Here is a 19,289-nt window from a genome sequence, read left to right as displayed (position 1 = left end):
AACAAGAAAAGTCCGTCTATTCTTCTTTCATGTCTTTTTTGTACAGGTCGTCCTTGAGGAAGATTTCCTTCTCTGGAACGACTTGTGTTGGATGTGCTAATACGAGTCCGATAGAAGTTGGTTTGGCTGAATTAACAATGGTATACGAAATATGGTGCTTGGTTGCTTCTTGAAGGTAATTTGAGTAGTGCTGATAGCTTAGATCACTATTCACATAGAGATGTGCATTTGGATACTTCTTCATAAATGCAATGACTTCAGGGTAGGCTCCTTTTTTGTATACTTGTCGCTTAGTAAGAGCTATGTAAATACGTTCAATTATAGTAGTAAGAAAAACATTTCGTTCTTCAGCTTTTATCTCTGGTGCACCGAAAACGCCACGGTCAAGAATATCCTTCATTTTTTGATCCATGCTAATCCCTCTTTCTAATGTTTGTCCTTCTTATCTTACCTTTTTCTTCATAGGATATAAAGAGTCTATTTGGTGAAGGAGGAGAGGGTATGTGGATTCTGATCATCGTTGTGATGTTTGTCGCAACAATCGGCTTAACAATGGGCGGTTTATTAGCAGCACCTAAATATCCCCCCCGCCCATTACAAGTCATTTTATTTGCGCTTGCCTTTAGCTTTATTTGTTATGTTGGTATGATTTTTGGCATGTTTATGCCTAGCTGGTTTGCGTTTCGGTTTGTTGAAATCGTCATTTCGATTGTTTCATTATTGATTATTATTGCAGCAGTTACTCGTTATCATCCAACTTTAGGATTTTTTCATCCAGAGGATCGGGTGCTACCAGCTTTGCTCGCACTACTCTTTTTCTTAATGGGCTTTGAATGGGGCATTCTGGAAATGAGAACGTTTTTTACGTTATTTGCGGGGCTTTTATTCTTTTTTGCTATGGCATTTGGAATTGTCATTCAAATACAAATAAGACAATTTCTATGGCGATATTCTTATCATGTGTACACTCCTCTCATTTGGCTTCTTTTCGTAGGTATGTTGAAGCTGTTATAATAGATTATGAGGTGAATGTGATGAAGTCAATGTATGATGTTCGTCAACTGTTAAAAAAATACGGAACGATTATTTATACAGGTGAACGTTCTCTTGATCTGTCATTAATGGTAGATGAATTACGTGAATTGCATGAATGGAAAATGATAGAGACGACGTTATATATGCAAGCTCTTCACATCATTCGGCAAGAACAGCGAATTGTAGAAGGAGTAGAGGGTGAATAATCATGGACAAATGGTATGTAGGTGTCGACATTGGTGGTACAACAATTAAGTTAGGCTTTGTAACGGGAGCAGGTGAGGTCGTTACGAAATGGGAAATTCCGACAGATACAAATAATGGCGGACGTAATATTACGGTTCATATCGGACAGGCGATTAAGAGTAAGTGCTCTGAATTAAATGAATCATATGATCGTCTTCAAGCAATCGGAGTTGGAGCACCGGGTTTTATTGAAATGAAAACGGGTTTTATTTATCAAGCAGTAAACATAGGCTGGAAAGACTTTGCGTTAAGGGAAGAGCTTGAAATGGAAACGGGATTATCGGTAACGGTTGATAATGATGCAAACATTGCAGCTTTAGGCGAAATGTGGAAAGGGGCAGGAGATGGAGCTGCTGATTTACTCTGTGTCACATTAGGTACAGGTGTAGGTGGAGGACTCGTAACGAATGGACAAATTCTCCATGGAGTAAATGGAATGGCAGGAGAGATTGGTCATCTGACATCGATCCCAGAAGGTGGCGCACCTTGTAACTGTGGAAAAACAGGATGCTTAGAAACAATCGCTTCAGCTACTGGAATTGCACGCTTAGCAAAAGAAGCAATCGACATAAACCCTCAATCAAGGTTAGCTAATAAAGATGTTGTCACATCAAAGGAAGTGTTTGAGGCTGCTGCAGAAGGTGACGTTGTTGCACTTTCGGTTGTCGATGAAGTCTGTTTTCATCTTGGGTTAGCGCTTGCCAATATAGCCAATACCGTAAATCCAGCGAAAATAGTTATCGGTGGCGGTGTATCAAAAGCTGGAGATCATTTGTTAAATCCTTTAGCACGAGAGTTTAACCGTTTTGCACTCGAACGAGTGGCATCAGGAGCGGAATTCAAAATTGCTTCATTAGGTAATGATGCCGGAATTATTGGTGGTGCTTGGTTAGCGAAGCAAGGGTAAATGGAGTGTTAGCTTCCCCTTAGAAATCATATACTATTATACGAATGCAATCATCATGTCTTTTACAAAGGGGATTGATAAATGGCACAATATCGAATAGAACGAGACCTTCTCGGAGAAAAAAAAGTGCCGCAAGCGGCTTATTATGGAATTCAAACAATGAGAGCTGTTGAAAATTTTCCGATTACAGGCTATCCCCCTCACCCTGAGCTCATTAAAGCATTTGGATTTATTAAGAAGGCTGCCGCATTAGCTAACTTGGAAGCAGGTGCCTTGACTAAAGAAATAGGAGAATCGATTGTCACAGCTTCAGAAGAGGTCATAGCTGGTAGATTAAATGACTCTTTTATCGTGGACGCGATTCAAGGTGGAGCGGGTACATCTTTTAACATGAATGCAAATGAAGTTATTGCCAACCGTGCCATTGAATTGTTAGGTGGGAAAAAAGGGGCTTACATGCGTGTAAGTCCTAATACTCATGTTAATATGGCGCAGTCAACAAATGATACGTTTCCTACAGCAATTCGAATTGCTTGCTTGCGTTTAGCAGACTCGCTTTTAGAGGAATTAAATATGCTTATTGAAGCGTTGAAAGATAAGGAACATGAATTTGACTCTGTTTTAAAAATGGGACGTACTCACCTGCAGGATGCAGTTCCTATTAAGTTAGGGCAGGAATTTGGTGCTTATCAACGAGTTCTAACACGAGATTTAACTAGAATCAAACGATCCTTGCAACATTTATATGCAATCAATATGGGGGCAACGGCAATTGGTACGGGCTTAAATGCAAGAATGGAGTACATTAAAAAGGTTTCGTACCATTTAGCCAAATGCACTGGCTATCCATTCAAAACAGCGGAAGATTTAATTGATGCCACACAAAATACAGATGCGTACACGGAAATTTCGAGTGCATTAAAAATCTTGGCTATGAACTTGTCGAAAATGTCCAGTGATTTACGTTTAATGAGCTCGGGCCCACGTACAGGATTTCATGAGATTAATTTGCCACCTAGGCAACCGGGGTCATCCATTATGCCAGGTAAAGTGAATCCAGTCATGTGTGAGGTTGTTAATCAAGTGTCATTTCAAGTAATGGGTAATGATCATACGATATCATTAGCCTCAGAAGCTGGGCAATTAGAATTAAATGTGATGGGACCTGTTCTTGTGTTTAACTTGTTACAATCTTTTTCTATCTTAGAAAATGGAATACGAGTATTTAGGGAGTATGCTATTCAAGATATGACAGCAAATATTGAACGTTGTCGTGAGTTAGTCGAAAAGAGCGTTGGTGTGATAACAGCTATTAACCCACACGTTGGCTATGAAATGGCATCACGTATAGCACAGGAGGCAATTAAGACCGGGGCATCAGTGAGAGATATTTGTCTTGAGCGTGGCATTTTGTCTGAAGAGGAATTAAAAGAGATATTAGATCCAGATGAGATGACAAAGCCTGGGATTTCTGGAGCGAGGTTTTTCGAAGGGCAATAATTATGGTGCATTTAAAGGCATTTCGTCTTCTGAGGTGAAGTGCCTTTTTTCATATGGATAACATGATTAGCTGCTTTATTATGAAAGAGCACGTCGTTCTTTAAAAAAGAAGCTGATTTTTTTTACTTAATTTGTTTTCAAAATAATGAAACATTTTTGAATTTGAAACGTCTATATAGTAAAGAGGATAAAAGTCGGATATGATAGTGATAGACATCTTATGGAGTGGGGGGAGAATTTTGAAGAAATATATCTTTTTTTTCGTTATTGTTTTTGTATTAAATGGTTGTTCAATGGCTGAGCTTGAGGCTAGTCCTAACCCCACTCGAACAATGAATTCAAGTGTACCGAAAGAATTGCCATCATCATTTTTAGAGCGAACAAACATCCTACCGTTTCAGAATGTATCGTCCTCTTTTATTGAAATCGTTGATTGGTATAATGAAGACCATATTCTTTATTTAGAGGAGTCTGATGGACGGTCCTACGTCTATACGTACCATCTTTTTACGGGAACATCTGAGTTATTGTTTGAGACCGATGGATGGGTTGTCGATTTGAAAGGTAATGCTGATCAATCATTGTTTGCTATACAAACATATAGTACTGATAACAAATCGACATTAGTGGTGATTAATGAAGAAGGGCAAATAAAAAGAATCATTGAAGATCTTGGTGAGGAATATTCTGTTTTTTGGAATTCTTATGATCCGACGTCGATGGTTCTTATCTCTTTTCTACCTGATTGGAAGTTTGTAGCTTATCATTTAGATATAACAGTAGATCAGTTAACTGAAGTTGATTTAACGCACCCTTATGTTCAATGGTTATCCGAATCAACGTTTGCTTATTTGAATTGGGATGAGTTTGAGCCAAGTTACCATGCTCCTTTAGTCATTTATCATACTGACACAAAGGAAACGACGTCATGGCAAGAGGATATTATTGCTTTTGCAAGTTTTACAAATGAACTGTCGCTAGCTGTTACGGTTCAATCTCCAGATTCACTCTATTCAACGTATACGTTCTATCAAAATCAAGAGCCGTATCGAAAAATAGAAATGCCGATATTAAATACGTATTCAGAGCAATGGTGGATTCCCTTTTACACGTATGACTCAGTAAATGATGTTTTCTATTATTTGCGTCCTAAATATAGCAGTGATTATTTTAGCTATGAAGATGGCTATGAATTAGTCGCTTATAGTGTGAAAGAAGATTCAGAGAGAAAGATTACAACATTTGATCGACATGAGCCATTAAGTGTGTCACCATCAGGAGATGCAGTGTTAATTGGTGATCGCTATGAGCGAATATATGATGTTGATCGAGGAAACATGATTTATTTATTAGAGGATGAGTAGCTTGCATTTTTGAATGAAACTCTGTCATAATGGAGTCAATGGAATAGTAATTGAGCATATTCAAAAAGTACCAAAAAACGGCAATGGCTCCGTTCGCTACGTGTTATGTGGTCAGAAAAACATTCACGACAAGACTTTTAAAAGATGGAGCGACTGCGCTCATTGCTTTGAGGTCATTCAATAGGGAAATACTTGCCCTATTGGAACAACCTCTAATAAAAAGACTAGGGGTGTCTCATAAGAGACTGAGAATAAGGTGTTTATCTTATACCCTTGTACCTGATCTGGCTGATACCAGCGTAGGAAAGTCGATACACATGATTTTTTCATATGTAGCCGTATTCCGTTGATCGGGTACGGTTATTAGCGTTTAAGAAAAGTCGCTATCGCGTTTTCTTATCAAATTGTTTTCTATTAAAGGGTGGGAGAAGAAATGAAAGAGTTTCAATTATATGCTATTACGGGTGAGGAGTTCCATCAAGGTCGGGATTTAATTGACGTTATGGAAGAAGCTATCAAAGGCGGAGTCGATATGATTCAACTTCGTGATAAAAGAAGCAGTAAAAAAGAGGTTTTTGAAAAAGCAAAAAAATTACGTCAGTTAACATTGCAGTATGATGTCCCTTTTATTGTGAATGATCATATCGATGTTGCATTAGCTGTTGATGCTGATGGTATTCACATTGGTCAAGATGATCTACCAATTGAAGAAGCAAGGAAAATCGTCGGGAACAAACTTATTGGATTATCGACCCACCATATCGAAGAGGCTCGTGCAGCTGTTAAGGCTGGCGCTGATTATATTGGTGTCGGTCCGATATTTTCAACTAAAAGCAAGGTTGATGTCGTTGATCCTGTAACAACTGAATACATTAAACAGGTTGTAGCCGAAATTACGATTCCTTTTGTCGCAATCGGCGGGATTAAATTGCATAATGTTGATCAAGTGTTAGAGGCCGGAGCTTCTAGAATTTGTATGATTAGTGAAATTGTTGGTGCTGAGGATATTCAGTCAGTTTGTCAACAATTTGTAAGGAAACTATCGAAGTAAAGGGGAGTGTGTGTGATGCAACTGCTAATTAATGGTGAGGAACATCAGTTAAACGTTGGTACACTTGATGAAGTTGTCGCACATTTTGAATTGGAATCACAATTAGTTGTAACAGAAGTTGATGGTGAGATTATAGACCGTTCAAATTGGACAACGACAGCGATAAAAGAAGGAATGAAAATTGAACTCGTTCAATTTGTTGGAGGAGGATGATCTCGATGAATAATAAACGTCTAACGATTGCAGGGAAGGAATTATCATCACGGTTTTTCTTAGGGACAGGTAGGTATCCAAACCCCTTTGTCCAAAATGAAGCGATAAAAGCATCGGAGGCTGAAGTCTTAACGTTTGCGATACGCCGTGTCAATTTAGAAGCACCTACTGAGGATGCAATTTTACAGCATTTAGAAGGAATGTCTTTTACGTATTTGCCTAATACATCTGGTGCGAAAACAGCAGAGGAGGCTGTACGAATTGCTCGTCTTGCTAAAGCATCTGGTTTAAGTGATTGGATTAAAGTTGAAATTAGTGTAGATGAGAAGACTTTATTACCTGATCCGATCGAAACGTTAAAGGCTACAGAAGTCCTTGTTGACGAAGGGTTTGTCGTATTACCATATACGTCAGATGATCCCGTTTTGTGTAAGAAGTTAGAGCAAGCAGGGGCTGCAGCAGTCATGCCTGGTGGTGCTCCGATAGGAACTGGCCTTGGAATTTTGAATGCTTATAACCTTCAGCTTATCGTTGAGCAAGCGGAAGTACCGATCATTGTCGATGCAGGTTTAGGCTCAGCGATGGACGTAGCACAAGCAATGGAATTAGGTGCGGATGGAGTTCTAATGAATACACCAGTGGCTAAGGCGAAGGATCCAGTCAAAATGGCACAGGCGATGAAGTATGCAATAGATGCAGGTAGACTTTCATATGAAGCAGGTCGAATTCAAAAGAAAAAGTATGCTACTGCTAGCAGTGGACTACCATCTTTTATTTCGAATTGATTTAAGGAGGAGCAACTTTGGGGGAACGTGTTCTAGTCTTAGGAGGAGGCGTTATTGGTTTAGCTACTGCCTTTGAGTTAAGTCAAAGAGGCTATGCCGTAACGATTCTTGAGAAGACAGTATGTGGAGGACAAGCTTCGGGTGCAGCAGCAGGAATGCTTGCTCCCTTTTCAGAAATTGGAGAGGATCCGGATGATTTTTTTCAATTATGTCTAGATAGTTTACGAATGTATAAGAAATGGCAGCAAGAAGTGAAACGAGTATCAAAGCTAGATTTTGAATATAGCGAAAGTGGTAGTTTACATGCTGTGTATCATGAGGCAGATGTGCTAGCGCTTGAAACACGTAAGTCATGGCAAGAACAATGGGGGACAGAAGCTGAGCTTCTTACTGGTGAGCAGCTAAGAAAGATGGAACCGTTGTTGTCAAAGGATTTAAAAGCTGCAATGTATTATCCAGAAGAAAGTCATGTCTTTGCTCCTGATTATGTTCTCGCATTAGAACAAGCCTGTCGTGAAAATGGTGTAACCATTAGTGACCGATTAGAGTCTGTTGAGATTTTAGAATGGAAGGAAGCGGTTCATCTACGTTCTAAGTCAGGCAAGGATTTCCGGGCAGAACAACTTATTATTTGTTCTGGGGCGTGGGCTAGTGAGCTTGAGCATGTTTTTCATATTCGCATACCTGTGTATCCAATTAGAGGGCAAATTTGTGCGTATGACATGCAAGAGAATGATGTGAATCATATTATTTATACAAGTCAAGGATACTTTGTTCCAAAGGCAAATGGAACATTAGTGAATGGGGCATCAGAAGATATAGCTGGATTTCAAACATCTGTTACCGAAAAAGGAATTGAACGACTAACGAATTGGAATAAGCGAGTATTTCCGCATTTAACGCAAAAGAACCCCTTTCATACGTGGGCAGGTTTAAGGCCGGCAACGCAGGATGGCTTCCCTTTGATTGGGAAGCTCCAAGAAGCCGAACATATTACCTTTGCAACAGGACATTATCGCAACGGAATATTGTTAAGCCCAATTACTGCCGTTGCAGTCGCTGATTTGTTAGATGGTCGTAAGTCAATTTATTCACCGTTACAATCGTGTATACCTGAACGATTTTCATAGGAGGAGAGGAATATGTCAATTGCAAAAGCTTTAACAATTGCTGGGTCAGATAGTGGTGGTGGCGCAGGTATTCAGGCCGATTTAAAAACGTTTCAAGAGAGAGAGACGTATGGCATGAGTGTGATTACGGCTTTAACAGCTCAGAATACATTAGGTGTTCATGGAGTATACCCGCAAACACTTGAAGCGATTGAAACACAAATGGATGCTGTATTGTCTGATATTGGAGCCGATGCTGTCAAAACAGGGATGCTATTTTCTGCTGACATTATTAAGCTTGTCGCTCGTAAGCTGAAAGAGTATCAAGTGGAGAACATCGTTGTTGACCCTGTTATGGTTGCTAAAGGTGGTGCAACTCTTCTGCAAAATGAAGCAGTACAAGCAGTAGTAGATGATTTGTTACCCATTTCAACCGTGATTACGCCTAACCTCCCAGAAGCGGCAAAATTGTTACGGTTAGATGGTATTAAGACAGTAAAAGAGATGAAAGAAGCAGCTGAGGCTCTACACCAATTTGGTCCGAAGTATGTTGTATTGAAGGGTGGTCATCTTGAGGATCGTATAGCAATTGATCTTCTTTATGATGGTCACAAGATGCATGAGCTTACTACAGAACGTGTGGATACGAAACATACGCACGGTACAGGCTGTACGTTTGCAGCAGCGATCGCAGCAGAGCTTGCAAAAGGAACCGAGATTATTAAGGCCGTGGAAGAGGCTAAGGCTTATATAACAGCAGCTATTACGTACTCATTAGAAATAGGAAGTGGTATCGGACCAACGAATCATGCAGCTTATCGTCAAAACCGAGAAAGTAAAGGATTATCTTAAATGTTAAACAGTAATAAAACTGTATTGATTTTACCTATTTTACTAATGGTCATTATGTTTGTAGGTGGTTATTATTTTCTAAATGGGGTAGAATCAATTACAAATGAACAGTTGCAGGATCATGTTGATCTCAATGTGAAATATGAAGAGCGGGAATCTTCTATTGTTATAAATGGTGAATGGAATTGGAACGTCATGCCTTCGGAAGGCTTATATGGTGATGATTATATCGGGATATACTCAGCTAATCATGATTTAAATTATACAAATGCGACGCTTGAACTGACATATGGAGACCAAGTGATTGAGCAAATCGAAGGTGTTGATGTTGAAAACGGCATTATCTTTGTGTTTCCAAATGAGCTTGTTGAACAAGTAAGCTATGGAAATAGCGGACGTTTTCAAATTGAATTTGGAAACAATGAAATAGCGGATAAAGAACTGCATGTACATTATTTACATACGTGGACCAATCATGTACCTATGGATCTTGAAGATGCGGCTTTTGAATCTCCCACTTTCGGAGAAGCATTGGAAGTACCCCACTGGATTATTTCACGTGAAGTGAACAGAGATCAATTGATAAATCAATAGATTAGGTGATGCTCGATGCGCATTCGAGGAATGTCTTTTCAAAATGGCATATTTTATATAGGAAAGAACCATGTTTCATGTGCTTATCATGAAAACGGCAGATTACGAAGTTGGGTTAAACCAATAAACGGGCAAACACTAATGAAAATGATTGCACAAGTGACATTATCGATGCCGCTATGGTATAAAGGGCTCATCATGCTTGTTGTTGTACTGATCATAGTTCCAAAAGTGGTATCAGATTTCGAGTGGAATGGGTTACCATATTATACGTTATTTTATTGTCTATTCGGAACTCACTTTATCTTTCCGACACCATTAAAAAAGTATCACGGGGCTGAGCATAAAGTGTTTAGTGATAAGGGGATTATTAGTCGTGGAAGGTTAAAGATGATAGAAAAAGCTGCTATTACTAATCGGAACTGTTCAACAAATAGCGTTGTTGTGTATTTTTTAAGTGTGATTATTTTGACTTTATATCTTTGGCTTGTTTTCAATGAGTGGAGCCAGTCTTTAATGTTTGCATCATATATGAGTGTTATTCTAGTTCCTATAGTGATTCGTTTAATGAGAGTAAAAGCTTTCTCATTTATCCGAAAGCCGATCTTGGCGATTTCATATTGGCTACAGAAATTTGTGACCACAACTGAACCTGAGCGTATACATTTAGTTGCCTCCATTCAATCATACCGAAAGCTTGCAGCAGAAGAGTTTCCAAATAAATTAAAAGTGAAAAGAAAACCGGTTCAAAGTGAGGTGAGACGTATGGCGATTGTAGACGTTACGGTTATACCAGTCGGGACAGAGACAGCAAGCGTCAGTCGGTATGTCGCAGATATACAAACGATCCTTCAGACTTATAAGAATGAGGGAAAAATCGAATTTGAATTGACGCCAATGAATACGATCATTGAAGGGGAGCTACCAATCTTGTTTGAGGTTATTCAAGCAATTCACGAAGCGCCATTTAATAAAGGAATCCATCGAGTTGCAACCAATATTCGCATTGATGATCGAAGAGATAAAGCAGCATCAATGTCTAGTAAGCTAGCATCTGTACAAACTAAGCTAAAAGAAAAAGAATAGCATGCAAAGAGAAGGAGCTTAGATAACATAAGCTCCTTCTCCGTTGGTTATTTAATGACAAGCCTCGCACGCAGGAGGATAGGGCGAACTTAAATTCAATGGTATAGCCAACAAGCTCAGTGCCCGTCTGCTTGAGCGTGCACCAATCCCAATAGCGTCGGTGGAAAGAATCCCTTTATAAGACAAGCGTACTAGTTAAAACTTTTTAAAGGTTCTTCTCCATCGCAACGTGAGGAATTCCTGCATCTAGAAAAGGCTCATTGGATACAGTCACATATCCGAGCTTTTTATAAAAGCCTTCAGCCTGACATTGAGCATGTAGCTTCAGTTTATTGTAACCATTTGAGTAGGCTGTTTCTTCAATTTTTTCCATTAATGCATGTCCGGCTCCCGTTCCACGAGCTTCCTTGAGAAGACAAATACGTTCTACTTTACCGACGTCTTCAATGAAACGAAGGCGACCTGCACCTACCGGTAAATCGTGGTTGTACATGACAAAATGAATCGCTTCCTCTTCGTACTGATCGATTTCCTCATTAAGTGGAACATGTTGTTCTTCGACAAATACCTTAGTACGTACATCGTAGGCATCTTGTCGTTGATGTATATTCGTTACTTGAATTATCTCCATAATCAATCATTCCTCTTTCTCACGATGTTCATTTCATTTATGATAATAAATGTTTTACTCCTCTAGGCAAATCTTTTTGCCAATGAACCCACTTATGATCGCCATCAAATTCATAGTATTCATAAGTGAATGACATTTGCTCCATAACCTCTCGCAATTCACGGTTAGGAGGGAGAAAATTAACAATGTTGCCATCAGTTGTATTGACAGCAGTCTCCTGTAGTCCGATGACATGGTAGACGGAGAGATCTTCTGAATGTTTACAATTTGTTACTTCATTGATCACATCCTCGTTTACAAATGGAGAGTGCATCATCACTTTCCCGAATAGACTAGGGTATCGAACTGCTGCCACTAACGAAACCGTTCCTCCTAGTGAGTCGCCTGCTAACGTTCTTGCATGAGCAAGTGGTTCAATCGGATAATGTTCGTCTAAGTATGGGAGCAGTTCGTTTGCTAAAAAGCGAATATATGCTTCATTTTGGATGTCCTTTGGAAAATATCGTTCTCTTCTAATGTCGACAGAAGGATAAGGAATTCCTACAATAATCGTTTCACTGATTTCTCCCTCATCTAAAAGTTCCTCAACGACCCGTGGAATTCGTCCGATTTGGAAATAGTCGTTCCCATCCTGACATATAAGTACTTGGTAGGATTGGAGGGGGGTGTAATGAGGAGGGGTATAAACGATTAGTGGAATATCCTCGTCTAATTCTCTACTTGTAATACGATCATCACGAATCGTTCCTTGTAACGGTTTCTTTGCCATAAATTAAATTCCTTTCTATGTATACTTATACTAGTGTACAAAAATAATATAATGATTGCCAAGAAGAAGTCTTTGTGTAATTCAAAGTGATTATGTAAAATAAATAAAACATGAAAAGAAGGTGTTCAAATTGAAGCAACCACCAAAGTGGATTTATTATAGTAAAGTTTTTTATTCGAAATTTCAAGCTGGCTGCGTCAAAGCAAAAATAGAAGATAATTGGATCAATGGTCACGAAATTGGTCCACTTGTCGAAATTAAGCGATTAAAATCAAAGCGATATGTTGTCAGATATACATATGATGAGAGTTAAATAAATACGAGACTCCCATGGGGCACTGAGAAATATTGATTTTTAGTTTTTTCGGTTTCCTTGGAGCAATGTGCGAAACGATTACCTGTTTTAAAAAGGCTAATACGAGTAGGTTTCTCGTATCAGGAGCGCAACAAGGGAAGCCACTGCTATCAAATCAAAGGCACTGAAAAAGTTGGTTAATACTTTTTCAGTGCCCTCGAATCTCCTCCCATTATCAAAGGAGATTCTCTTGGATCACTTGGTGTTTGTTAAGAAAAAAGCTCTATATATTTACTGTATCCTTCTTTCTCTAAGTCCTTTTTCGGAATAAAACGTAGTGCAGCTGAATTAATACAGTATCGAAGCCCTGTTGGTGCGGGTCCGTCTGGGAAAACATGACCGAGATGGGATTCCGCCTTTGTACTTCTAACTTCAGTTCGGATCATTCCGTGGCTCATATCCTTTTTTTCTTTAATTTCATTCTCATTGATTGGTTTTGTGAAGCTTGGCCATCCACAACCTGCGTCAAATTTATCCTTTGAGCTAAATAGAGGTTCTCCTGAAATAAGATCGACATAAATTCCTTCTTCCTCAAGATTGTAATAGTCATTTTGAAAGGGAGGCTCGGTTCCGTTTTCCTGCGTAACATGAAATTGAATCGGTGTTAATCGTTCTTTTAATGATTTTTTATGATCGTTAGACATTATTTCTCTCCTCCATACCAGTGGCGTTCAATAAATGCTTTGCGTCCTGAGCCGATTTGATACCTTGTATAATGAGCTGGGTTTTTTTTGTAATAATCTTGGTGGTAATCTTCAGCAGGGTAAAAGGTTTTAGCAGGTAAGATATGTGTGGCAATCGTTTCGGAAAAACGATTACTGCTTTCCAATTCCTGCTTAGATAATTCAGCTTTTTGTTTTTGTGTTTCATTGTGATAAAAAATAGCGGTGCGATACGAATTGCCGCGATCGTAAAATTGACCTCCAGGATCAGTTGGGTCAATTTGATACCAAAAAATAGCAAGTAGCTGGTCATAGGAAATAATCATTGGGTCATATGTGATTTGAACAGCCTCAAAATGTCCTGTTGTTTCTGAACAAACTTCTTCGTAAGTTGGATTTTCTGTATGCCCGCCTGTATAGCCAGATATGACACGTTCGATTCCTTCAAATTGGTCAAAAGGTTTAACCATACACCAAAAACATCCACCAGCAAATGTTGCTGTTTCAACGGAATTAGCTACCATGATTGCTCCCTCCTTCTTTAAAGAAGTATACCATGATTTTGACTTATTGACTGTGTACTTGCTTACGAGAAATAATCAACATAACTAATTTTCTAATTAATAGTCCGACTACATATCCACTTAAGTGTAAGAGAATTGGGGACCAAATTACCCCAAGTATATGATTAAAGATTGTTATACTATTAGAATAAATGATTCCGACGGTACCGAAATATGCAGATGTGACAAATGGAATGAAAGCATAGCGAATGGCTTCTCCACCTGCATCACGATAAGCATCATACATGGAAAATAAATAGACACAAGGATAGAACATAATCCATTGATAATCAACACTTGCATTAGCAAGTTCTCCTTTCCCATAAAAGCTAGGCATAATAGCAAAATTTAATCTAGCTTGAACATTAATGGTGAATTCCAAAATAATAAAAAAGATTCCTTTTACATACTTTTTATTAAGGAACTGTCCAAATCCGGGGAAGGCAATGCTCCAAAATAATACTTCTGCACGTTTTTCGATTCCCATGTTCTCCACCTGCGCTAACGTAATAATTATTCTGTAACCTATATTCTATATGGTGCTCTGATAGTGTTTACTGATTTCCAATTTTTATCCAAGAATATAGGAGGATATGAATTGAAGAATATTCCAAATGGGACATCGAGCTGACCAAAGGGCACCAAAAAAGTTAAAAACCAAACTTTTTCAGTGCCCACGTAAAGTTAGATGTCTTATTTAGCGAGTCGAGCAGGTAATCTGTTTTGTTCCAACTGTTCTGGCAAACGTTCCACCGCCATTGTAACTCGATCGATTTTTTGCTCTAATCGATGCAGAAGATAGAGTGTAATAGCAAGTGGAAATCCATATTCACCAATAAGAGGAACAAAAAGATCAATGGCCGCATCCATTAAGGTAATTCAATTTCAGTAACATTGCGTTCGACAATCCGTGCTCCACGAATTGCTACAAGGTTACCACCACTAGATTCAATTGCATCTTCTGCTAAAACTTGATTCATCGATTGTGCAACTAATTCACCATCAAGTGGTTCAATTGGATCATCAACAGAAATGGTGACAAGACGTCCTTCTTCATTTTCAAATTGTAATTCTAACCGTTTACTCATTTTTTTCTCCTCCTAATGTTTACATAATGGAATACTGATTGTTTCGAATGGAATCGGCTACAGGATACTGCTGCAAAGATACGATCGCGTTAGTGAACTGAAGTAAGCTTTCATCTGTTGTTGTGCCTTTAATATTCGTGAATGTTTTCGCCTTCGTCACGTTTGCTCCTTCATCGTCAACACCGACGATAAATAGAATCGATAAGCGGCTGTTTTGTTGTTCATTCATATGATCACCTCCTTCATACTCTATATCGATTTGTTGCATACTTTTTAGTGATCGTTGAGAAAGTAATAACACACGTTTGAATGTAACTTGTTACGGGTATATTTCTTTGTCTTATTTTTCAATTAAGGTTTTTCCTTCATCATTGGAAATGGTCTTATAATTTGAATAGAAATGAGGTTTGACAATGAATGATCAAAGAATAGTCGAAAAAGAAAAAGTCAGCAGTGTCTTAATAATTTCCGCTATTATCGTTGGTTTATTTGTACTATGGGGAGCATTATCACCAAATACACTAAGTAGGACTGCTAATGATGGTTTAGATTGGATGCTCGTTAATTTTGGTTGGTTTTATATGCTTGTTACTGCTTTCTTTGTTGTATTTGTCATTATATTAGCAATTAGTCCATACGGAAAGATGCGTTTAGGAGAACCGAATGAGAAACCAGAGTATTCCTGGTATTCGTGGATTGGCATGTTATTTGCTGCTGGAATCGGAGTAGGGTTTGTCTTCTGGGGAGTGGCTGAACCTGTTTTATACTATTTAGATCCACCTATGGGGTATACAGCAGAAACATCTGCTGCTGCTGTGGCTGGCTTACGATATGCTGTTTACCATTGGGCTTTACACCCATGGGCCATTTTTTCAATAGTAGGATTAACACTTGCATATGTTCAATTTCGAAAGAAGCGGCCTGCACTTATTAGCTCTGCATTTTATCCGTTAATTGGTAATAAGGTAAATGGTTGGTTTGGTCGTTCTATTGATATACTGGCAGTTATTGCTACATGTACGGGGGTTGCGACAACATTTGGGTTAAGCGCCCTGCAAATTACAGGTGGTTTGTCATACATCTCCACTATTCCAAACAATGTATGGACTCAAACTACGATCATTGCAATCGTAACGGTGCTATTTATGTTCTCTGCAGCGAAAGGCTTAGATAAAGGAATTAAAAGACTTAGTAATATTAATTTGGCAGTTGCTGGATTGTTATTACTATTTGTCATAGTTGTGGGTCCAACCTTATTTATTGCAGAAAGCATTGTTACCACATTGGGTGGTTATATTACGAACGTGGCAGAAATGAGCTTAACGATGACACCATTTGCAGAGAGTGGTTGGTTAGGGAGGAATACGATTTTCTTCTGGGCATGGCATATTGCGTGGGCGCCATTTATGGGAATATTTATTGCACGAATTTCTCGCGGACGTACGATTCGTGAATTTATGGCAGGAGTTCTACTAGTCCCCTCCTTCTTAGCCGTTATTTGGTTCACTTCATTTGGAGGAACAGCATTAAGTATTGAAATTGCTGGTACGGTTCCAATCGGGGACTTGGTCATGGACAATGTTGAAATTGCCTTATTCGCTACGTTAGGTGAACTACCATTAAGTATGCTTACAAGCTTTTTAGCCGTAATTTTAATATTAATATTCTTTATTACTTCTGCAGACTCAGCTTCTTATGTGTTAGGAACGATGACGTCTAGAGGTAGCCTTAACCCAGGTTTAACAGTGAAGTTGTTGTGGGGTGTTTTAATTGCTGGTACAGCGAGTGTACTTTTGATAAGTGGAGATGGGGGACTCGGAGCTCTGCAAACTGCATCGATTATTGCAGCATTACCATTTGCTATTATTATGACATTCATGATTATTTCCGTCTTAATCATGATAGGAAGGGATTATAATAAGGAAAATGTAAAGAGAAAAAGACGGCGACAAAAGAAAATGAGCGAAGAAATTAGAGATGATTTGTATGATGATTTAAAAGAAGATGTTTATGAACAAGTAAAGGAAGAAGTAAGAGAAGATGTTTATGAGCAGGTGAAAGAAGAAGTTCGAGAGGACATTTACGAACAAGTGAAGGAAGAACTTTATGAGGAATTTAATGATGATTCAGATTCAAAGAAATAAGATGAGAAAGCTGGTTTGGTCATATGACTGAACCAGTTTTTTTGGAATATGGGATTTTCTTGCATAGAGTGGAGATGATAATTTACAAAGAGGATGACATATGTCCATACAATTATACCTACGCATACATATACTATTTAAGCCTACTACAATAACTTTATAGGAGGGTGATCATATGAAGGAAGAAATGATTGAACAGGAGTTAGTAGATGTATTCGTAAAAAAAGTGATGAAAAAACACTCGTTTCAGAAAATAAATAATAAAGCTGATAAAAAAGCATTAAAGGATTTAGTGACTAAGCTGCAAAATCAAGTCGAGGAGTTTATTGAGAATCAGGAGAAGACGTTTACGGAATCGGAAGCTAATGAGACTAAAAATACAGTCGAAAACCCATCAAATAAAATCAATATCGTAAATCAAATTCAGGATAATAAAAAAATGGTTGAAAGTAAAAATGACCTTAAACAAGTAAAAATCTTCAAGAAAAAAAGATAAATCCTTCGACTATTAAAAGTTAGGTTAAAGTACTAGGGTAATCGAACACTCCTTATTTGGCGACAAGCATACAGTGAAAGTAGAACTGGAAAGGAGGAAGATAATATGAATCAAGATGTATATTACTCTAATTCTAACGATCGAGGAGATACAAGTACGTGGTCAGCATTAGATAGAAAAGCAAAGCATCCTTGTTCACCAGCTGATGAAGGTGATATTGATCAAAGTGCTCAGCAAGTGAATAAAACGCTTCAACAGTCTGAAGAGTATATTTTCATTAAGGATTCGTGTGATGTTACTGTCACCACAACAGATACGAAAGCAGCTGTACAGCTACAAGCAGCATTACAAGCGGCCATCGCTCTCGTCGTTAGTATCTCAATTGCTGACAGTCAAGAAGCTGAACAGATTACTCAGGAATTGTTACAGTCCGCAAAAATTAAACAAATCTCTTTACAAAAAACAGTTATTGAAAATTCAAGAAATGTTAATGTTACGACTACCGATACTCAAATTGGTATAAATATCCAACTGTTGCTTCAAATCCTACTTGCTCTGTTAGTGAATTTAGACATTCTATAATCCATTTAAGGGTGTCATGTGTATGAATCAAAGTAAATCCGAATGCTAATTTAGCATTCGGATTCAGACCGTAGACAAAACGGGGCTGGGACAAAACCCTCCTCTGAAATGAAAAGCCGGTGAGATTTTACGTCAAGTAAATTTTCACCGGCTTTCATTATTTTGGGCTTTCCTCAAATTTCACGGTATATGTAGCTGCCAAAGGTTCGTTTCATTGCGCTCCAGCCACTCGCTTTCCGCGGGGAGGTGCCGAGCCTCCTCGGCTACGCCTGTGGGGTCTCGTCCTTCCTCTATGTCCCGCAGGAGTCGAGTGGCTTCCGCTCCATTTCACTATGAACATAACCCATGGTTTAGAGCTGAAATATTTATAAAAACAGCATATTTTACACCATAAAATAAGGACAACTTCTGATAAAATCAAGGTACCACACCAAATCAAATCAGAAGGAAGTGTCCTTATGTTTAAACATGATAACATGAATCAGATCGTTTTACCTTTAGATCTAGAAGTGAAATGACAAACGGATGATATCGCTTTTCACCAGAAGTAAAGGAATTAAACCGCCAATGCTTTATTCAATTCCGCTGTCAACCAGTTGAAGAAAAGCTCATCGATCAAGAATCGATCTTTATTTATGGTACAAAGATCGAAGCAAATGCGAATACGTTTACGTTTGGCTGGAAGAAGTCGATTGAGAACGAACATCAAGGATTAATTGAAAAGTCCAATGAAATTTACAACGAATTTCTCGAAAAGGAAATTATTCAAGAAATGGAAAGTAGAAGTGAAAAACAAGTCACACTTGAAGAACTTACCTAGATGGTATAGAAAGTAGAGGATGTTATTTCAGAGTATGACCAAAAAATTGAATCGTCATGTGATGTGGCAGAAAGAAAAGAGTTAAGAAAGGAGCGGAAATACCCTTGTCCAATGCGTCTTCTAGTATGCGGTAAATGACCTTTTTTCACTAGAAAAAGCGGACGGGATGGGAGGGCCGACTCCTTCAGGAAGAAAGGGCAGGTTGAAATCCACCGGCGCAGCCGGTTCATTCAACGCCCGCCTGCGGAAAGCGTGCCCCCCATCCCGGTAGCGAGGTCGAAGAGCCGCACCCTGACTACTAATCAAAAACCTGTCGACAATGTCTCGCAAAAACCTGTCGACAGGCTGAATCCGAATGCTAATTTAGCATTCGGATTTTTTAAGCTTTTATAGTGAACTTTGCTAATAAAATATGCTCATTTAAATTGACGTATTTA

The 19,289-nt window shown here is 38.7% G+C and carries 25 protein-coding genes, 2 pseudogenes and 1 riboswitch; of the genes and pseudogenes, 18 read left to right on the top strand and 9 right to left on the bottom strand.

Going from position 1 to position 19,289, the window contains the following annotated elements; translation table 11 throughout:
- Positions 1-16 precede the first annotated feature (16 nt).
- Positions 17-412 carry a YueI family protein gene (locus tag MW695_RS09030; RefSeq protein ID WP_247104979.1) on the bottom strand — a complete coding sequence of 132 codons (396 nt, stop codon included), beginning with the start codon at positions 410-412 and terminating at the stop codon, positions 17-19.
- Positions 413-501: 89 nt separating this feature from the next.
- Between MW695_RS09030 and MW695_RS09025 the strand changes: the two genes are divergently transcribed.
- The 13 genes and pseudogenes from MW695_RS09025 (at position 502) to MW695_RS22875 (ending at position 10,742) form a co-directional block, all read left to right on the top strand.
- On the top strand, positions 502-1,014 hold the full coding sequence (locus MW695_RS09025; protein ID WP_247104978.1) for a hypothetical protein: 513 nt from the start codon (positions 502-504) through the stop codon (positions 1,012-1,014).
- Positions 1,015-1,034: 20 nt separating this feature from the next.
- A complete protein-coding gene (locus tag MW695_RS09020; RefSeq protein ID WP_247104977.1) occupies positions 1,035-1,241 on the top strand; it encodes a YqgQ family protein in 207 nt (68 codons plus the stop codon).
- Positions 1,242-1,243: 2 nt separating this feature from the next.
- The gene (locus tag MW695_RS09015; protein ID WP_247104976.1) at positions 1,244-2,188 is read left to right on the top strand and encodes an ROK family glucokinase; all 945 of its coding nucleotides are present in this window, start codon (positions 1,244-1,246) and stop codon (positions 2,186-2,188) included.
- An 81-nt stretch (positions 2,189-2,269) separates the two neighbouring features.
- Complete coding sequence (locus MW695_RS09010; protein WP_247104974.1) at positions 2,270-3,688, top strand: aspartate ammonia-lyase; 1,419 nt, start codon at positions 2,270-2,272, stop codon at positions 3,686-3,688.
- A gap of 239 nt (positions 3,689-3,927) precedes the next feature.
- A complete protein-coding gene (locus tag MW695_RS09005; RefSeq protein WP_247104973.1) occupies positions 3,928-5,052 on the top strand; it encodes a membrane lipoprotein lipid attachment site-containing protein in 1,125 nt (374 codons plus the stop codon).
- 216 nt (positions 5,053-5,268) lie between these two features.
- Positions 5,269-5,375, top strand: a riboswitch (TPP riboswitch).
- Between the two features lie 110 nt (positions 5,376-5,485).
- Positions 5,486-6,103, top strand: a complete 618-nt coding sequence (gene thiE / locus MW695_RS09000; protein ID WP_247104971.1) for a thiamine phosphate synthase — start codon at positions 5,486-5,488, stop codon at positions 6,101-6,103.
- Positions 6,104-6,118: 15 nt separating this feature from the next.
- Positions 6,119-6,316 (top strand): sulfur carrier protein ThiS, encoded by a 198-nt coding sequence (gene thiS, locus MW695_RS08995; protein ID WP_247104969.1) that lies wholly within the window; start codon positions 6,119-6,121, stop codon positions 6,314-6,316.
- Positions 6,317-6,321: 5 nt separating this feature from the next.
- Positions 6,322-7,101: a thiazole synthase gene (locus tag MW695_RS08990; RefSeq protein WP_247104967.1), complete on the top strand. Its 780-nt coding sequence runs from the start codon at positions 6,322-6,324 to the stop codon at positions 7,099-7,101.
- 17 nt (positions 7,102-7,118) lie between these two features.
- Positions 7,119-8,231, top strand: coding sequence for a glycine oxidase ThiO (gene thiO, locus MW695_RS08985; RefSeq protein ID WP_247104965.1), 1,113 nt, complete (start codon positions 7,119-7,121; stop codon positions 8,229-8,231).
- A 12-nt stretch (positions 8,232-8,243) separates the two neighbouring features.
- Positions 8,244-9,062: a bifunctional hydroxymethylpyrimidine kinase/phosphomethylpyrimidine kinase gene (gene thiD, locus MW695_RS08980; protein WP_247104963.1), complete on the top strand. Its 819-nt coding sequence runs from the start codon at positions 8,244-8,246 to the stop codon at positions 9,060-9,062.
- A complete protein-coding gene (locus MW695_RS08975) occupies positions 9,063-9,656 on the top strand; it encodes a hypothetical protein (RefSeq protein WP_247104961.1) in 594 nt (197 codons plus the stop codon). It begins immediately after the preceding gene.
- Between the two features lie 15 nt (positions 9,657-9,671).
- A pseudogene (locus MW695_RS22905) lies at positions 9,672-10,346 on the top strand (DUF1385 domain-containing protein); the annotation flags it as partial.
- Between the two features lie 75 nt (positions 10,347-10,421).
- Positions 10,422-10,742, top strand: coding sequence for an MTH1187 family thiamine-binding protein (locus MW695_RS22875; protein WP_306421128.1), 321 nt, complete (start codon positions 10,422-10,424; stop codon positions 10,740-10,742).
- A 205-nt stretch (positions 10,743-10,947) separates the two neighbouring features.
- On the opposite strand, the gene MW695_RS08965 is transcribed toward MW695_RS22875, so the two are convergent.
- Together MW695_RS08965 and MW695_RS08960 are read right to left on the bottom strand one after the other, a co-directional pair.
- Positions 10,948-11,373, bottom strand: coding sequence for a GNAT family N-acetyltransferase (locus MW695_RS08965; RefSeq protein WP_247104957.1), 426 nt, complete (start codon positions 11,371-11,373; stop codon positions 10,948-10,950).
- A 37-nt stretch (positions 11,374-11,410) separates the two neighbouring features.
- A complete protein-coding gene (locus MW695_RS08960) occupies positions 11,411-12,142 on the bottom strand; it encodes an alpha/beta hydrolase (protein WP_247104955.1) in 732 nt (243 codons plus the stop codon).
- Between the two features lie 130 nt (positions 12,143-12,272).
- On the opposite strand from MW695_RS08960, the gene MW695_RS08955 reads away from it, so the two are divergent.
- Positions 12,273-12,455, top strand: a complete 183-nt coding sequence (locus tag MW695_RS08955) for a hypothetical protein (protein ID WP_247104953.1) — start codon at positions 12,273-12,275, stop codon at positions 12,453-12,455.
- 251 nt (positions 12,456-12,706) lie between these two features.
- Here the strand turns inward: MW695_RS08955 and msrB are convergent, their stop codons facing one another.
- From msrB to MW695_RS08925, 6 genes are all read right to left on the bottom strand, one after another.
- Positions 12,707-13,141: a peptide-methionine (R)-S-oxide reductase MsrB gene (gene msrB, locus MW695_RS08950; protein ID WP_247104951.1), complete on the bottom strand. Its 435-nt coding sequence runs from the start codon at positions 13,139-13,141 to the stop codon at positions 12,707-12,709.
- Positions 13,141-13,683, bottom strand: a complete 543-nt coding sequence (msrA, locus tag MW695_RS08945) for a peptide-methionine (S)-S-oxide reductase MsrA (protein WP_247104950.1) — start codon at positions 13,681-13,683, stop codon at positions 13,141-13,143. Before msrA ends, msrB begins: the two co-directional genes overlap by 1 nt.
- Before the next feature lie 43 nt (positions 13,684-13,726).
- On the bottom strand, positions 13,727-14,209 hold the full coding sequence (locus MW695_RS08940) for a hypothetical protein (RefSeq protein ID WP_247104949.1): 483 nt from the start codon (positions 14,207-14,209) through the stop codon (positions 13,727-13,729).
- 206 nt (positions 14,210-14,415) lie between these two features.
- Positions 14,416-14,592 carry a YvrJ family protein gene (locus MW695_RS08935; RefSeq protein WP_252120710.1) on the bottom strand — a complete coding sequence of 59 codons (177 nt, stop codon included), beginning with the start codon at positions 14,590-14,592 and terminating at the stop codon, positions 14,416-14,418.
- Complete coding sequence (locus tag MW695_RS08930; protein WP_247104948.1) at positions 14,592-14,810, bottom strand: DUF2922 domain-containing protein; 219 nt, start codon at positions 14,808-14,810, stop codon at positions 14,592-14,594. The genes MW695_RS08935 and MW695_RS08930 overlap by 1 nt, the downstream gene beginning before the upstream one ends.
- A 19-nt stretch (positions 14,811-14,829) precedes the next feature.
- Positions 14,830-15,039: a DUF1659 domain-containing protein gene (locus MW695_RS08925; RefSeq protein ID WP_247104947.1), complete on the bottom strand. Its 210-nt coding sequence runs from the start codon at positions 15,037-15,039 to the stop codon at positions 14,830-14,832.
- A 184-nt stretch (positions 15,040-15,223) separates the two neighbouring features.
- On the opposite strand from MW695_RS08925, the gene MW695_RS08920 reads away from it, so the two are divergent.
- From MW695_RS08920 to MW695_RS23165, 4 genes and pseudogenes are all read left to right on the top strand, one after another.
- On the top strand, positions 15,224-16,954 hold the full coding sequence (locus MW695_RS08920) for a BCCT family transporter (RefSeq protein WP_247104946.1): 1,731 nt from the start codon (positions 15,224-15,226) through the stop codon (positions 16,952-16,954).
- 175 nt (positions 16,955-17,129) lie between these two features.
- Positions 17,130-17,450 carry a hypothetical protein gene (locus tag MW695_RS08915; protein WP_247104945.1) on the top strand — a complete coding sequence of 107 codons (321 nt, stop codon included), beginning with the start codon at positions 17,130-17,132 and terminating at the stop codon, positions 17,448-17,450.
- Between the two features lie 105 nt (positions 17,451-17,555).
- Positions 17,556-18,032, top strand: a complete 477-nt coding sequence (locus MW695_RS08910) for a spore coat protein (RefSeq protein WP_247104943.1) — start codon at positions 17,556-17,558, stop codon at positions 18,030-18,032.
- Positions 18,033-18,561: 529 nt separating this feature from the next.
- Positions 18,562-18,814, top strand: a pseudogene (locus tag MW695_RS23165) (IS5/IS1182 family transposase); the annotation flags it as partial.
- Positions 18,815-19,289 lie beyond the last annotated feature (475 nt).

Source organism: Halalkalibacter sp. APA_J-10(15) (genome assembly GCF_023017105.1).
GTDB lineage: Bacteria > Bacillota > Bacilli > Bacillales > Bacillaceae_D > Halalkalibacter.
Note: the sequence above shows the minus strand (reverse complement) of the source record. Positions and strands in the feature narration are given on the sequence as shown.

Bases quoted from the DNA above. Each gene is read 5' to 3' on its own strand.
- MW695_RS09030 (WP_247104979.1), bottom strand. From the start codon at position 412: ATGGATCAAAAAATGAAGGATATTCTTGACCGTGGCGTTTTCGGTGCA.
- MW695_RS09025 (WP_247104978.1), top strand. From the start codon at position 502: ATGTGGATTCTGATCATCGTTGTGATGTTTGTCGCAACAATCGGCTTA.
- MW695_RS09020 (WP_247104977.1), top strand. From the start codon at position 1,035: ATGAAGTCAATGTATGATGTTCGTCAACTGTTAAAAAAATACGGAACG.
- MW695_RS09015 (WP_247104976.1), top strand. From the start codon at position 1,244: ATGGACAAATGGTATGTAGGTGTCGACATTGGTGGTACAACAATTAAG.
- MW695_RS09010 (WP_247104974.1), top strand. From the start codon at position 2,270: ATGGCACAATATCGAATAGAACGAGACCTTCTCGGAGAAAAAAAAGTG.
- thiE (WP_247104971.1), top strand. From the start codon at position 5,486: ATGAAAGAGTTTCAATTATATGCTATTACGGGTGAGGAGTTCCATCAA.
- thiS (WP_247104969.1), top strand. From the start codon at position 6,119: ATGCAACTGCTAATTAATGGTGAGGAACATCAGTTAAACGTTGGTACA.
- MW695_RS08990 (WP_247104967.1), top strand. From the start codon at position 6,322: ATGAATAATAAACGTCTAACGATTGCAGGGAAGGAATTATCATCACGG.
- thiD (WP_247104963.1), top strand. From the start codon at position 8,244: ATGTCAATTGCAAAAGCTTTAACAATTGCTGGGTCAGATAGTGGTGGT.
- MW695_RS08975 (WP_247104961.1), top strand. From the start codon at position 9,063: ATGTTAAACAGTAATAAAACTGTATTGATTTTACCTATTTTACTAATG.
- MW695_RS22875 (WP_306421128.1), top strand. From the start codon at position 10,422: ATGGCGATTGTAGACGTTACGGTTATACCAGTCGGGACAGAGACAGCA.
- MW695_RS08965 (WP_247104957.1), bottom strand. From the start codon at position 11,373: ATGGAGATAATTCAAGTAACGAATATACATCAACGACAAGATGCCTAC.
- MW695_RS08960 (WP_247104955.1), bottom strand. From the start codon at position 12,142: ATGGCAAAGAAACCGTTACAAGGAACGATTCGTGATGATCGTATTACA.
- msrB (WP_247104951.1), bottom strand. From the start codon at position 13,141: ATGTCTAACGATCATAAAAAATCATTAAAAGAACGATTAACACCGATT.
- msrA (WP_247104950.1), bottom strand. From the start codon at position 13,683: ATGGTAGCTAATTCCGTTGAAACAGCAACATTTGCTGGTGGATGTTTT.
- MW695_RS08940 (WP_247104949.1), bottom strand. From the start codon at position 14,209: ATGGGAATCGAAAAACGTGCAGAAGTATTATTTTGGAGCATTGCCTTC.
- MW695_RS08935 (WP_252120710.1), bottom strand. From the start codon at position 14,592: ATGGATGCGGCCATTGATCTTTTTGTTCCTCTTATTGGTGAATATGGA.
- MW695_RS08930 (WP_247104948.1), bottom strand. From the start codon at position 14,810: ATGAGTAAACGGTTAGAATTACAATTTGAAAATGAAGAAGGACGTCTT.
- MW695_RS08925 (WP_247104947.1), bottom strand. From the start codon at position 15,039: ATGAATGAACAACAAAACAGCCGCTTATCGATTCTATTTATCGTCGGT.
- MW695_RS08920 (WP_247104946.1), top strand. From the start codon at position 15,224: ATGAATGATCAAAGAATAGTCGAAAAAGAAAAAGTCAGCAGTGTCTTA.
- MW695_RS08915 (WP_247104945.1), top strand. From the start codon at position 17,130: ATGAAGGAAGAAATGATTGAACAGGAGTTAGTAGATGTATTCGTAAAA.
- MW695_RS08910 (WP_247104943.1), top strand. From the start codon at position 17,556: ATGAATCAAGATGTATATTACTCTAATTCTAACGATCGAGGAGATACA.